Genomic DNA, 13,146 nt, shown 5'->3' with positions numbered 1-13,146 from the left:
CGGGCACCTTCGGTGATGTTTATCAGGCCTGACCAGGTGCACCGCCTGATCGCATTTGAAGATGCCTTCATCAGCACCTCGATCATTACCGAAGATAATATCCGCGCGGAATACCTTAATCCGCTCCAGAACCTTGCCCCGTTAAAGCCACTAGCGGTCACAGGGGAAACAATGGCTGTGCTTTCTCAGACTGCTGCGCTATGCGTCAAGCTATCGGAGAAAAAAGAGGAGAAACTCTACCATGCCATTTTACAGGAAAGCTGCCAGACTCTGGTTGCGATAGTGGTCTCCCAGTACCTGGCAACAGCTGAAGGGGAAGGGCAGTTTAGCCGCGCCGGAGAAATTACCCGTTCATTTAAAGCCGCTCTGGAAAGGGATTTCAGGGAGATCAAGACCCCGGCGGCTTACGCAGATGGGCTGCATATATCAACATCCTACCTGAACGAGTGCGTGAAAAGCGTTACGGGGAAGTCCGTGAGCGCGCATATCCAGCAGCGTGTCATACTGGAGGCAAAACGCATGCTCTACCATTCCAACCGGCCCATAAAAGTCATTGCAGCTGAACTCGGCTATGATGACCATTCCTACTTTATCAGGCTATTTGTCAAGCTTACCGGTAGCACACCGGTGGTTTTCCGGGATAAAAACCGCGAATAGTCCTATACTTACTTCCTGCCGTTATTGTTTGCCGAGAACATCCGGTGTTCCTTTGCGTATCCAAAACAAAAGATCAGAATGGAAACAATACAGAAGATAAATTTACTGAAAGATAAAAAGATAGCCGTGATAGGCGGTGGTCCGGGCGGGCTGATGCTGGCCCGGCTATTACAGATGAAGCATGCCGATGTGCAGGTTTATGAAAGGGATTACAGCCAGGCTTCGCGTGTGCAGGGGGCAATCGTCGATCTGCACTATGAATCAGGGCTCAAAGCGATGGCTGCCGCGGGGCTGATGGAAGCATTTAAAGCAGGGTATATCCCCGGTGCGGACCGGTACCGGGTGCTTGATCCGCAGGCAAATATCCTATTGGATGAAGGGGAGCAGGCTACAGAGGCGAAATTTGGTGAGGAGAGCTTTAGACCGGAGATTGACCGGGGGGTGTTAAGGGATATCCTGATTGCCTCGCTGCTGCCGGGAACAGTGGTCTGGGACAGTCAGTTCAGCGCTATGGAGCAGGAAGGAGAGCTGTGGAAAATCCACTTTCGTAACGGGAACACCGCAACCGCAGATATCGTTATCGGCTCGGATGGTTACCGCTCGCAGGTCCGTGGTTATCTGACCGATATTACCCCGCTGTATTCCGGCGCGATGATCATCCAGGGAGAGATCGAAGACCCAGAATTAGCCTGTCAGGAAATGCACAGCCTGGTTAACCAGGCCAACCTGATGGCCATGGGTGCAGGGGCAACGATTGCTGCGCAACCGCGCGGGGATGGCGGTCTGACTTTTTATGCAGCATCGCTGTATCCGGAAAACTGGGCAGCTGCAAACGGTATAGATTTCAGCAGGCCTGAAGAAGTACGCACCTATCTGAAGGAACATTTTGCAGCCTGGAACCCTGTGTTTTTTACGCTGTTTGAGGCCTGCAGGGGTTTTATCCTGCGGCCGCTCAACTATTTTCCCTTCGAACAGGAATGGGAGAGTAGGGATAACCTGACGCTGCTCGGTGATGCCGCGCACTTGATGCCACCAAACGGTGAAGGGGTAAACCTGGCGCTGCTGGATGCACTGGACCTGAGCGAATGTCTGACCAGTGGAGGGTTTGGGGACCTTAAGCAAGCGATTTCGGTTTATGAGAAAATCATGCTTGAGCGGTCAGCAGAGCTGTGCAGGGAAACGGTTGAGGGGATAGCCGATTTCGCCGCACCAAGCGATGAATCGGTACGCGAGTTTATAAAGATGTTTACCGTGGATAGGAGCCTATCCTGATAGAATATCAGTTAAATTGATTTTGCGTATAAGGGTTATAGCAGGTAGCCTGGTGAGTTGTGATTGTTACCAGGGGCCTGCAAAACATTTTAGGCATTTACCCTGTTAAAAAAGGAGTTTACTAAAACCATATACCATGAAAATCAGTTATCAGGATCTCAAAAATAAAACCGTTGTGATTACCGGAGCATCTAGCGGGGTAGGTCTTGCAACAGCGGAAGCTTTCGCCAGAGCAGGCAGTAAATTGATCCTTACTTCCAGGGGAGAAGAAGCGCTGGACAGTGCTGTTGAACGCTGCAGGGCGTTGGGTGCGGAAAGTTTGGGCGTGGCGACAGATGTTTCGGAATATCCACAGGTGGAAAACCTGGTTAACCGCGCTTTGGAGTTTGCCGGATCTATTGATTATTGGGTAAACAATGCCGGGGTGATGGCCAGCGGTAAATTCGAGGAGATACCGATCGAGGTATCGCATCAGGTGGTAAAAACCAATCTTTTTGGTTATATGAACGGCGCGCATGCGGTAATACCGGTTTTTAAGAAACAAGGCTATGGTGTGTTGATCAATAATGTTTCCATTGGCGGCTTTATGCCGGCGCCTTACAGTGCGGTATATTCATCCACTAAATTCGGCATTAAGGGAATGATGGAATGTATACAGGGCGAACTATCGGACCAGGCCGATATACATGTGTGTAACCTTTATCCGCAGATCCAGCGTTCTACGGGAAATATGCATTCAGCCAAATATTCAGGGCTTGATTTCAAGATCCCCCCATCTGCCGCTGATCCGAGGGATACTGCGGAGGCATTATTAAACCTTGCACTGGATCCTAAAAAAGATAAATTTCCGGATTTTAACTCATGGGCATTGAAGACCATGCATAGTATATTCCCCAAACTGTTGGTTAATACCGCCTCGGCAGGGATGCGTGTACTGATGAAGCTCAAAGATGGGGCGCCGACGGATGGCAATGTATTACGGCCTTCGGGATATCCGCATAGGATTTATGGGGAGACGCTGTTGCCGGTTCCATCAAAAAGGACTAAACTGATAATGGGGCTTGGGGTATTGGCGGCGACGGGCATGATATTAGTGGGTAGGAATAGGCAATCCGGTTAGAAAAGGCCTCTCCGATTTTTAAAATTGTTTTTGATATCCAAGAAGGAGGTTTTATACCGGTTAAATGTTACCAAAAGTTCCATTATCGATGGTCGGTCTGCCGGCTTTACAGAATTAACTTCCGCCGAAATACTCAATTAAATAAATCTCAAAATTATCCAGTGACCATTAATGAGGGGGAACCTGCTGAGCTAATTCGGTGAAATCAGATGTTGCCATTTGTAAAGGCAATTCGGCTGGAGTTCAAACAACAGTGAACCCGACCGTTTTACCAGTCCACTTTCTTTAGACTCACCGTACCACTCATATTTAAACTTGAAAGGCGCGTGTAAACGCAGTCAAGTGAATTTAATCTTCTAAGGCCTCTTATGTCCAGACTGATCAAGGGATTCTCAGCTAAAGAAATTTCCTCCAGCGCCCTGCAAGCAGTAAAATCCATTTGAGTAAGTTCATTTTCATCCAGCCTAATCATCTTTATAGCCGGACATGCAATGATTTTCAAATCAGACAAGCGGTTTTTTTGAATTTCAACATTGGTAAGCTTAGGCAGATTCGAAAGGATAATTTTGCTAATTGAATTCCTGCGCAGTAAAATGTCTTCAAGTTTGTCCAGTCCGCTGAGGTCTATGGTTGTAATTTTATTCTGATGCAGATACAAGGTCTTTAAGTTTACCAAACCCTTGAGATTAACCTCCTGGATTTGGTTATCATAACCATAGATTTCTTCTAAACTGCTCATGCCCTGTAAATCAAGCGCGTTCACCTGGTTCGTCCAAAAGCTTAAATGTTTCAGGCTGGTAAAACGCTTAATACCTTCGAGTGAAATAATCCCTGCCTGGTCAAGGTCGAGTTTAGTGACTTTCTGAGCTTCAGATACCTGAATTTCTCCGTCATGATTTAAATCTATGCCCAGATTTAACAGTCGCTTTTTGAAATTAGAATCGCTTATCTTTAAGTTTTGAGCGCTGGAAAGTAAAGGCAGTAAGCCAGCCAGCAATAGCACAAAAAACAGGTTTCTTTTCTTCATTTTGCTTTTTTAGTTAATGGTTACAACGGTGGTTTTTCCGGCCTCTTTAATTTCTACGAAGCCACCAATCTGGTTTTCGATGAATACATCATAATACCTGTCTTCATAAATCGCCGAGGAGGCAAGCGCATTTCCATAAACATTGTAGGTAGTACTTGTCCCGGTTTGCACTGCTACCGTCTTTTGTTTAGCAAAAGCTATCCAGCTGACGATATAATATTTGCCCGGTTTAAGGCCGTTAAACTCAAAACTTCCTATATCATCAGTGTAGCGACCTTCCAAGCGATAAGTAAAGGCAACAGGCCCTAAAGTCGCCTGTTTTTTACGATTATTGTATTTCTTTTGCAATTCCAGAAAGGCCGAGAAATATGGGGTAACAGGAAAAAGAAGTATCTGACTTCCTTTTACACCAAAATTATCTTTACCTTGTTTTTTCAGGCTAGCTGTACCCTTTATGCTAGAGGTACCTTTTTCCATCAATTGGGCTGTTTCGGTTTCATTGAAGGGGATATCCGGTAAAATCCATTCCGGTCCCTTTTGCCCGTAAGTTGTAAAAGTATACGTGCATATCAGAATTATAATTGATAAGGCTTTGGCTATTTGTTTAATCATAACGATGTAGCATAAACAAGTTTAATTTGTTCTTGAAATTTTAGGTTCAAATGAGTACGAACGGGGTATCGCTTGCCATGGTAAAACCAAGTCAGGGAATTTTGGAGAAAAATAAAATGATCTGAGGGGATTTGACGGGTTAACCAAATCAACCTCAAATCATTTTTTTATTCAATTCTTCAACTTTTTTTATTTAGCCGAACGGTGATTTCTCCATCATCGAGTCCTACAATGTTTTCATCGGCGAAGACAGCCGGTTCGCTCTTTTGCAGGTTTTTTAAGAGCTCCTCGGTACTGCCGCTATGATTGATGGTGAGCGTGGAGCCTCCGTCTGCATGATATTTCATTTTAACCATCGCGATAGACTTCTGTGACTGGATTTTCTCGTTAATACGTTTAAGCGAAACCAATGTAATGCCATTTAAAATTACTTTAGTTGAGCTTTCACCTTTTTCCGCATTCGCATCCTTTTTCTTTCCGAATAGGCCATTGATTCGCTCACCGGTTTTTCCTGCACGCTCTGCAGAATTTGATGCCCGGTCTGCTTTATTTAGCGAACGGTCGATTTTATCGAGTAAACCTTGCGCTTGCAAGCCGCCTGCGGTAGATAATATAATCCCCGCTAAAATGATTAATTTTTTCATAGGTACTTTTTAAATTAGAATAAACTTTAGTTTCTGCTAACGCTTGTAAATAAATTCAAGTGAAGTTTTAGTTAGGTCGATTGTTTTTCCTGCACTATAATCAATACTCCATTGATCAGCTTTCGTGGCGCCTTTGGCTAGATTTTCAACCAAAGGGGTTGCCTCGAATTTTGTTCCATCTGTCGCGAAAATGTTGATCTTAAGTCTGATGTGGTAATTATAGTCATAGTCCAAACGTACATAGTCTGTATTAGATCTGTTTTTTATATCATATTTTACAATGATACTTTCAGAGCCAGCCGTTTGAGTAGTTAATCGGTACTCCAGGTTTTCAAGCGGGTATTTTTTACCTGCCGGGATTGCACCATCATCATCATCTGATTTAGAGCAGCTTGACAGGGTAAATAGTAAGCATGCGAAAAGCATGAGCGTTAATCTATACAAGTGAATTGATGTTTTCATAATCTGGGATATAGAGTTTTGAATGGTTAAAGCTTATGGTATGGGTAAGTGCAATTGCATTATACCTGGCTTCAACGGAGCAACTTAATAGGTTAATTCCACCTTTGTTTTGGTTAAGTCAGGCGTTTTACCGGCTGAATGTGCAACAACTTGTTCCATAGCAACGGTAGCACCTGCTCTCAGGTCACTGATGGGCAGATTTGATTCATAAACCGTTCCATCGGTTGCAACAATAGTAGCTTTAACCCTAACCACATTCATCACATATCTGGCAATGGAATAATCAGCTGTTGATATATTTTTCACATCATAGGCAATACTTACACTGTTGCTGGCGGGATTGAGTGTTCTCGCGGTTATTGTCGTACTCAGATTGCTTAAAGGAAATTTGTTAGAATCGGGATTGTCATCGTTTTTTTTCTTACAGGAAGTAAAGGCCAATAGCACAAAGAGTAAAATAGCGGCGCTTTTAGATAGGGAATTGAATGATTTGATCATAGGTGTCTTTCTTTTTTTGTTTTAGATAGAAATTTATTTTCCAAAATTAGACCCATAAATGCCAGCAGGCAATAACTGCAACAGGTCATTTTGATATAGCTGTTTTCAGCTATTTTTTATATTTATTTTATAATGTGCCGGATTATCCCAAATTTTGCCGGGATGATGGTAATGATAGTATGAGATGCAGTATTCTCTTGATAACCTGTTTGTTTGCGTTTTTTTTTGCTGCTGCCCAGGTTCCGCTAGATGGACCTGCATATGCAGATAGCCTGAAAAAGCAATTGTTGCGAAAGGCAAGTTCCGATGAGCAGGCAATCACCCGATTTTTCCTCGCTGAATACTATGTTAACAGTAACCCTCAAACCGCGCAACGCTATCTGAATGATGGAATCAAACATAGCATCAATGCCCCCTTTTTGTTGGCCGTTTCGAAATATTACTCAGCGCTGTTAATTTCAGATAAGCAACCTATACAAGCAGTTTCAAAATTTATGGAATCAGAAGCTGGCCTGAAAAAGCTGAATACGCCTCAATCCTACAAATACCGGGCGATGTGCTGGCACCGAATCGCTTTGATAAAGCAAAAGGAGAATAACCAGAAGGAGTCCATTTCCTTATTGCTTCAAAAGGCAATTCCTTTAGCCAGGCTTTCTAAAGATGAAAACCTACTTGGCCGAAATTATCTGCTGGTTTCCGCAGGCTTTAAAAACCTGAATGCATTGGACCAGGAACGCCGTTATTTGGATATAGCAATTGGGACACTAAAGCAAAAAAAGCATACACCCCATCTTGTTATGGCTTACCAGTTTTTGGCTGAGAATAATATTGCCCAGGGAGTTCCAGATTCGGCTAAATTCAACTTAATAGAGATGAGAAAGCTTTTGCTTCCGTATTCAGACAATGTTCTGTGGCTGGATTATTATGCTACCGAAGCTTTCCGCCTTAATATCGGACAAAATTTCGAGGCAGCATTCTCCGCAAGTAAAAAAGGCTTAATTTTAAGCAGACGCCATGAAGGCCGCTACGCTCAAATGCGGTTGCAGCTACAGCAGTTCTATGCCCTCCTGGGAAAAAAGCAATATAGACAGGCTCAACAGGTAGCATTATTACTTAAAGATAATAAGGTATTCATGACCTGGGACTTGAATAAATTGCTGGTGTATGAGGGATTGGCAAAAAGCTATGAAAACACAAACCAGCCTGAGGAAGCATACAGGTGGCTAAGGTTATATACCGCGCTGAATGACAGTTTGAACAACAAAAAATTAAAACAAAGCGCTAATCAATTAGAAGTTCAATACCGTACCGAAGAAAATAAAAAAAAGAATATAGCGCTCTCTGCAGAAATCCAGCAGAACAAATTAACGGCAAAAAATACCATACTATTAAACTGGTTATTATTGTCTGTTAGTGTATTTCTTTTTCTACTGGCGCTACTGGGCTGGTTGTTTTACCGCAACAGCAAACGGATCGCCCTGCAGAAAGAGCTTATCCATAAGCAGGAACTGGAAGTTTTTGACCGACAGCAGCAGACTAAACTTGTCGAGGTCATGCTCAGGGCAAAGGAAGCCGAGCAAAATAGGGTAGCCAAAGATCTTCACGACGGCCTTGGCGCAATGCTGGCCATGTCCAGGTTAAATCTTTCTAATTACCTGCAAGAGTCAGCTAATCCGGATCCGGAACTACAAAGGGTTTTATTGCAATTATCCGATACGATGAGCGAGCTTAGAAGAATAGCCTACAATATGATGCCTGAAATGCTTTTCAAATTGGGGCTGGAAGCTTCACTAAGGGATTTGTGCGAATCGCTAAGTTCGGATAATTTTATCGTTGAATTTCAGTCATTCGGCATCAGTGACGCCTTAAAGACCGAAGAAAAACTCCATATTTACAGAATTGTGCAGGAAGCGATGACCAACGTTACTAAACATGCGGGTGCGAAAAGCCTGTTGCTGCAATGCTCGCAGGAAAATGACAGATTTTACATCACCATAGAGGATGATGGCAGAGGATTCGATGCGCATGCCAAGGCAAAAGGTGTAGGTTTAAGTAATATTAAAAGCCGGGTAGCCTACCTTAAAGGTAGCATGGAGATTTTGCCACAAAATAATAATCAGGGGACCTCAATGAATATCGAATTACATGTCAGCAATTAAAACCACCATTGCCATCGTTGATGATCACCCAATTGTGCTTGAGGGGCTCACCAGGTTGCTTAATAAAACAGCAACATTTGAAGTTATTGGCGGATTCACCAGTGGAAAAGCCTTTACTGATTTTTTGAAATCGAATCCTGTAAATATTGTGCTTCTGGATATCATTCTTCCTGATGGCAGTGGCATAGACATTTGCAAGGAAATAAAGGATATGGCTCCGGAAACAGTCGTATTGATATTTAGCAACCACAAAGAACGAAGTGCGATAATGAAAATGCTGTCTAATGGGGCTAATGGATACATACTTAAAGATGCTTCCATCGAAGAAATCATAAATTGTATAAATGCCGCGCTAAACGGCCAGATTGCCTTTAGCCGTGCAATTAACGAGATTATTTCAAAGCCAGGCCTTTCAGAAAACAAAGAAATCATAAAGCTCACGGTTCGGGAGCGCGAAATTTTAAACCTGATTGCTGAAGGACTGAATACTTTAGCCATCGCAGAACTACTTTTCCTAAGTAAATTTACTGTCGAGAATCACAGAAAAAACTTGCTGCACAAACTCAAGGCAAAAAATGTAGCTGAGCTCATCAATATCGCGGCCCTTCGACAGCTAATATAAGTCCTTTTGGATGCCTATCCATCGCTGAAATTTAGTTGACTAAACTGGCGGTTAGTTTATGATGGCTTTATCAGGGACACTTATTTTCTCAATATGAGAGCTGAAAGTGCCTCCTTTGACTTTAATTGCCGCCTTAATTATTTGTCTATTTGCTGGATTTTTTGCAGAGACCTGAAGGGTATCGCCGCTTATGAATACCCTTCCGATGCTATTATCGTTAACGACAATAAAGCTACCTATAGGCAAGCGCGGAGCGGGAAGGTTTGGTTGAATAGTTACTTTGCTTTTCATATTAAAAACTTCAAAATTTTCCACCTGCATGGGAGTTTCGCTTTTATTCACAAACTGAAGTTGGATGGAAGCAAAATTTTCTGTACATATAACATCATGGCAATCTGTTTGAGCATTTTTATCACAACCAAACAGACTAATGCTGAGAAGGAGTATGCCTGTTAAATTTTTTTGTGAAACCCATATCTATTGGTTTATATTTCATTATATATCAACGTACTTTTTCACCATAGGATTTAGGCTACCAGTCAAAACTTATCTCCAGCTGAATCATCTTCAATACAGGCTATAACACGTATAATGTTTATATCCTTGATCCTTTTAAGTTGGTTCCTTCAACTTCAGCTATCAGGGAAAAGACCTGGCAAGAGTGAAAAGGATGATTGAAATTTGCAAAATTAGAACATTTGTTCTAATTTTGCGCTGCTGAACTTAATAGCGAAAGATGCAAACCAGAGAGAGAATACTTGATACCGCTTTGAAATTATATAACCAAACTGGAATCAACCACAATACCAGTAGACATATTGCCCTCGAAATGAATATCAGCGCGGGTAATTTGCATTATTATTTCAAGCATACTGAAGATATTGTGGAAGCGCTCTACAACAAAATGGTATCAGAATTTGATATTCTGGTCGAAGGATGGGCAGATAAGTCCTCAGCAAAATTACGTCCCCTGAATGAATTTTCGGTATCAATATTCGATCTGATGTACCGTTACCGCTTTGTCTTTATTAACATCATAGAAATTTTCAGGCGAATACCTAAAATCAAAGCGCAGCACCGAAAGCTTCGCTTGGACCGGGCTGCTCAGATTAAAGGGGTATTTGACAGTTTGGTGTTCTCAGGAACATTAAAAGCACAGGTGTCTGATGAAGAATGGGAAAACCTGATAGCAACCATGTTTTTAGTTTCGGATTTCTATTTTTCATTCAATGAAATTACGGATGAACTTGGGCAGGAACAGGCGAAGCAAGACTTTTGCTACAAATTTAACAGTGTTATCTATGCTTTTTTAAATCAAAAAAACATGTAACAGCTCCTCATTCGTCCACTTTTGTTTACGGGGTTGAACGACTTCAAACACCATCATACTAAATACAATAATTAATAAATAAGAAAAAATGAAAGAAAATCACGGCAGTTGGTACAAACGCAATATAGAATACCTCAAAGAAACAATCACGCCGAGCGATCCCAATGATTCCAAGGCAACAAAGTTGAGGAAAAAAGTCCTGTTTAATTTATTTTTAATCTTGTTGGTTTGTACAACTGGTGCATTACTTTTGTCCATCTCCTTTGTTCACTAGCCGGCAGAATCACTGACCGCTTCTTCGTGAGCTATTGGGGTTGCTGGTGTTTAGTTCAATACACCAGGAGCATTCATCATCCCATTCCTTTTCTCAACAACCATCTCACAGACTTTGTATTTATCCCAATCATTTCACATTTCGCATTGGAATGCCATAAAACCATTTGCCCCGATACTCCACTAAAGCGAATTCCCCTGTTTTATCTTTTAATCATTGCCGCCTATGTCTCGGTTGTTTATGAGCTAATCCTACCCGTTGCCGGATTTCAGACCCGTGCTGATTTTATGGACGTTATTGCCTATCATCTAGGCGCGATATTTTATTACCGCATACATCAGAAATGGGCATGCAAAACATGAAGTTATCGCAACAGCAGGTTCTTTTTTTTCTCTAACATTACGAAAATCCACGTTGTTTCAGATAATTTGCTGAAAGCTATAAGCCAGGCATTAGCTTTTGAATCTTCCTGAGTTTTAAATTTCTCGCATTAAAAGAATTTATTAATTCCCTTTTTGCGTATGCGCAGCTTTTTGATTCAGCTGGAAGATGTTGGCAGTACCTAACGTTCATCCCAGACTAGTTTTTAACTAATCGCAACCCAGTTTACCGGTAAGGATAATTGCCGCATTTGGTAAGGAACATTGTAGCGGGCAGGAACCTAAAAAATCCGGAGTGTGATTAAATTTTATCCATTCTTATCTGCGTGCTAAAATGATAACTTCTGTACATCAGCCCACGTAGTGATTAGGTAAGTTTATTAATTCTAAATAACTGAAAATGATGGAAAGAAGTCCACCAGTAACATACTACGAAAAAAATCTTTTAAAATAATTGTTTAAACCTAAATTATATGAATATAAAAATACTTCTCAGCGTGTTTTGACTGGTTGCTTTCGTCAACTTTCAATCAGATGCTCAAACCAGAAAATTACCGGAAAGGTAAGCTCAAAACCCGATATCAACTGAAATCATCAATGGTCATTGAACCTTTAAGCTGTATTTACCCAAATCGTTTATATCCTTTTAATTGTTAGAAGATTGAGCGCAAATTACGAGCCTCGGTTTAATTTTTCGAATATCAACTCAGTAGGATGCAGACAGATAGTGCTTACTTTGATTTTCAGTGCATGGGAGGAGAACATGCCGAGCGCACTTTACCGCTCAGTTATCGACTGATATTCTGATTATGTCAATATTGGAACTCACCAGTAACCTGCAGATTGCAGGAACTTGATCCACATTTTCATATTTGATGATTATACAACTTGGCAGGTATGAGATTCTAACCTCAAAAAAATCAAGTAGTTTTGCTGCCCTTCCATTACAATTAGATTCTACAATGATTGATCGATCTTTATTTTCATTCATTTTATTTCTGAATTAAGAAGTTAAGGGAAGGCCGGTAAATATAATATCGTATGTTTTCTTACTGTTATCAGGATAATCTCAACGCTTGTGTTTATATTATGTCTGCAGGAAATAATATTAAATCGATATGGGGGCTTATCCGACTGGATGAATGCCACACCTCGCAGATTTATAGAGATTGACTTGATTTTGTTCGGACTTTAGATTGAAACCTGAATATAGCTACTCAGGTTTCATTGCTTTGTTTTTTATCAGTCCTCAGGATAATCCTGAATTCCTACAACACAATTATTGAATAATTTCACTAATTTGAACCGTAGGGGTGATATTTGTGTATTTCGGAAAATCAGCCCTTATTTGAGCAGCATTTTTATCCAATACTTCCTGATAAGCAGATAAATTTTCAAAGTAGAGGTAACCTATTGCTAAAAATGGAGTAGGTTGCCCAGGTGTTCCATTCTTCAGACCTTTGTCAATGGAAAGATGTTTTAGTCCACTGCCAAATATCTTTGCCATCAACGGCATGTGCGTATGTTTATAATACTCCATGTCGAATTTTTTATCCGGTCCATTTGCATACATAACCGTGACTTTGTACATACCCTTTTTCGGGGTGAAGGTTTCGGACTTTTGCGCTTTCAAAGTAGTAAATGATAATCCGAAAATCAGTAATAATAAAATTGTTTTATTGTTCATTTTATAAGGTATTTAAAGTTTGCTGATAACTGTTGCGTCTAAACAATATTTTTTTTGATCGTTTAGCGTTCTTGCCCGCCCTAAATTACGCACAGCAATCCTCTATTGAAATAACTGTAAATAGTCATTTAAGCATAGCTGTTTTCAGTCAAATTTATTGGTATTTCCACTTATGCGTTAATTCCCTAGTATCCCCATGCGCGTAGTAGGGTTTAAGACTGCGGTTGACCCCGAGTTTTAAAAGCAGTTCTGAAAAGAATTGCTTTTTTGTTTAACGGTATTTTACTCGTTTTTGGCAAACCACAGCGATACACCGATGCCCAACTCTTTTCCTTCCAGGTTTATCATGGGCTTTCTGATGGCAAAGCTGGCTTCACCCTTTTTGTAGCTAAAAACACAGGC

13 protein-coding genes are annotated in these 13,146 nt (G+C 41.4%); 6 read left to right on the top strand and 7 right to left on the bottom strand.

What is annotated here, in order from left to right:
- The 3 genes from B2V92_RS08210 to B2V92_RS08200 all read left to right on the top strand — a co-directional run.
- Positions 1-657 (top strand): AraC family transcriptional regulator (locus B2V92_RS08210; RefSeq protein WP_293306713.1); only part of this gene is annotated, 657 nt, incomplete at its 5' end.
- Between the two features lie 78 nt (positions 658-735).
- Entirely contained in the window at positions 736-1,929 is a 1,194-nt protein-coding gene (locus B2V92_RS08205) for an FAD-dependent oxidoreductase (RefSeq protein ID WP_293306711.1), read from the top strand.
- A gap of 136 nt (positions 1,930-2,065) precedes the next feature.
- Positions 2,066-3,049 carry an SDR family oxidoreductase gene (locus B2V92_RS08200; protein ID WP_293306709.1) on the top strand — a complete coding sequence of 328 codons (984 nt, stop codon included), beginning with the start codon at positions 2,066-2,068 and terminating at the stop codon, positions 3,047-3,049.
- Positions 3,050-3,317: 268 nt separating this feature from the next.
- On the opposite strand, the gene B2V92_RS08195 is transcribed toward B2V92_RS08200, so the two are convergent.
- The 5 genes from B2V92_RS08195 to B2V92_RS08175 all read right to left on the bottom strand — a co-directional run bounded on the left by B2V92_RS08195 (position 3,318) and on the right by B2V92_RS08175 (position 6,292).
- Complete coding sequence (locus B2V92_RS08195; protein WP_293306707.1) at positions 3,318-4,076, bottom strand: leucine-rich repeat domain-containing protein; 759 nt, start codon at positions 4,074-4,076, stop codon at positions 3,318-3,320.
- A gap of 9 nt (positions 4,077-4,085) precedes the next feature.
- Complete coding sequence (locus tag B2V92_RS08190) at positions 4,086-4,688, bottom strand: hypothetical protein (protein WP_293306705.1); 603 nt, start codon at positions 4,686-4,688, stop codon at positions 4,086-4,088.
- A 179-nt stretch (positions 4,689-4,867) separates the two neighbouring features.
- On the bottom strand, positions 4,868-5,332 hold the full coding sequence (locus B2V92_RS08185) for a hypothetical protein (protein ID WP_293306703.1): 465 nt from the start codon (positions 5,330-5,332) through the stop codon (positions 4,868-4,870).
- Between the two features lie 36 nt (positions 5,333-5,368).
- Positions 5,369-5,794 carry a hypothetical protein gene (locus tag B2V92_RS08180; RefSeq protein WP_293306701.1) on the bottom strand — a complete coding sequence of 142 codons (426 nt, stop codon included), beginning with the start codon at positions 5,792-5,794 and terminating at the stop codon, positions 5,369-5,371.
- A gap of 84 nt (positions 5,795-5,878) precedes the next feature.
- Positions 5,879-6,292 carry a hypothetical protein gene (locus tag B2V92_RS08175; RefSeq protein WP_293306699.1) on the bottom strand — a complete coding sequence of 138 codons (414 nt, stop codon included), beginning with the start codon at positions 6,290-6,292 and terminating at the stop codon, positions 5,879-5,881.
- A gap of 209 nt (positions 6,293-6,501) precedes the next feature.
- On the opposite strand from B2V92_RS08175, the gene B2V92_RS08170 reads away from it, so the two are divergent.
- Together B2V92_RS08170 and B2V92_RS08165 are read left to right on the top strand one after the other, a co-directional pair.
- Positions 6,502-8,451, top strand: coding sequence for a sensor histidine kinase (locus B2V92_RS08170; RefSeq protein ID WP_293306697.1), 1,950 nt, complete (start codon positions 6,502-6,504; stop codon positions 8,449-8,451).
- Positions 8,438-9,073, top strand: a complete 636-nt coding sequence (locus B2V92_RS08165) for a response regulator (protein ID WP_293306695.1) — start codon at positions 8,438-8,440, stop codon at positions 9,071-9,073. The genes B2V92_RS08170 and B2V92_RS08165 overlap by 14 nt, the downstream gene beginning before the upstream one ends.
- Positions 9,074-9,124: 51 nt before the next feature.
- Here B2V92_RS08165 and B2V92_RS08160 read toward each other — a convergent pair whose 3' ends face one another.
- Positions 9,125-9,415 carry a hypothetical protein gene (locus B2V92_RS08160; protein ID WP_293306693.1) on the bottom strand — a complete coding sequence of 97 codons (291 nt, stop codon included), beginning with the start codon at positions 9,413-9,415 and terminating at the stop codon, positions 9,125-9,127.
- Between the two features lie 394 nt (positions 9,416-9,809).
- Between B2V92_RS08160 and B2V92_RS08155 the strand changes: the two genes are divergently transcribed.
- Entirely contained in the window at positions 9,810-10,403 is a 594-nt protein-coding gene (locus B2V92_RS08155) for a TetR/AcrR family transcriptional regulator (RefSeq protein WP_293306691.1), read from the top strand.
- Between the two features lie 1,933 nt (positions 10,404-12,336).
- Here B2V92_RS08155 and B2V92_RS08150 read toward each other — a convergent pair.
- Positions 12,337-12,744 (bottom strand): EthD family reductase, encoded by a 408-nt coding sequence (locus tag B2V92_RS08150; RefSeq protein WP_293306689.1) that lies wholly within the window; start codon positions 12,742-12,744, stop codon positions 12,337-12,339.
- Positions 12,745-13,146: the final 402 nt, after the last annotated feature.

Origin of the sequence: Pedobacter sp. UBA5917 (assembly GCF_002432345.1) — a bacterium.
Classification (GTDB): domain Bacteria; phylum Bacteroidota; class Bacteroidia; order Sphingobacteriales; family Sphingobacteriaceae; genus Pedobacter.
Note: the sequence above shows the minus strand (reverse complement) of the source record. Positions and strands in the feature narration are given on the sequence as shown.

Bases quoted from the DNA above. Each gene is read 5' to 3' on its own strand.
- B2V92_RS08205 (WP_293306711.1), top strand. From the start codon at position 736: ATGGAAACAATACAGAAGATAAATTTACTGAAAGATAAAAAGATAGCC.
- B2V92_RS08200 (WP_293306709.1), top strand. From the start codon at position 2,066: ATGAAAATCAGTTATCAGGATCTCAAAAATAAAACCGTTGTGATTACC.
- B2V92_RS08195 (WP_293306707.1), bottom strand. From the start codon at position 4,076: ATGAAGAAAAGAAACCTGTTTTTTGTGCTATTGCTGGCTGGCTTACTG.
- B2V92_RS08190 (WP_293306705.1), bottom strand. From the start codon at position 4,688: ATGATTAAACAAATAGCCAAAGCCTTATCAATTATAATTCTGATATGC.
- B2V92_RS08185 (WP_293306703.1), bottom strand. From the start codon at position 5,332: ATGAAAAAATTAATCATTTTAGCGGGGATTATATTATCTACCGCAGGC.
- B2V92_RS08180 (WP_293306701.1), bottom strand. From the start codon at position 5,794: ATGAAAACATCAATTCACTTGTATAGATTAACGCTCATGCTTTTCGCA.
- B2V92_RS08175 (WP_293306699.1), bottom strand. From the start codon at position 6,292: ATGATCAAATCATTCAATTCCCTATCTAAAAGCGCCGCTATTTTACTC.
- B2V92_RS08165 (WP_293306695.1), top strand. From the start codon at position 8,438: ATGTCAGCAATTAAAACCACCATTGCCATCGTTGATGATCACCCAATT.
- B2V92_RS08155 (WP_293306691.1), top strand. From the start codon at position 9,810: ATGCAAACCAGAGAGAGAATACTTGATACCGCTTTGAAATTATATAAC.
- B2V92_RS08150 (WP_293306689.1), bottom strand. From the start codon at position 12,744: ATGAACAATAAAACAATTTTATTATTACTGATTTTCGGATTATCATTT.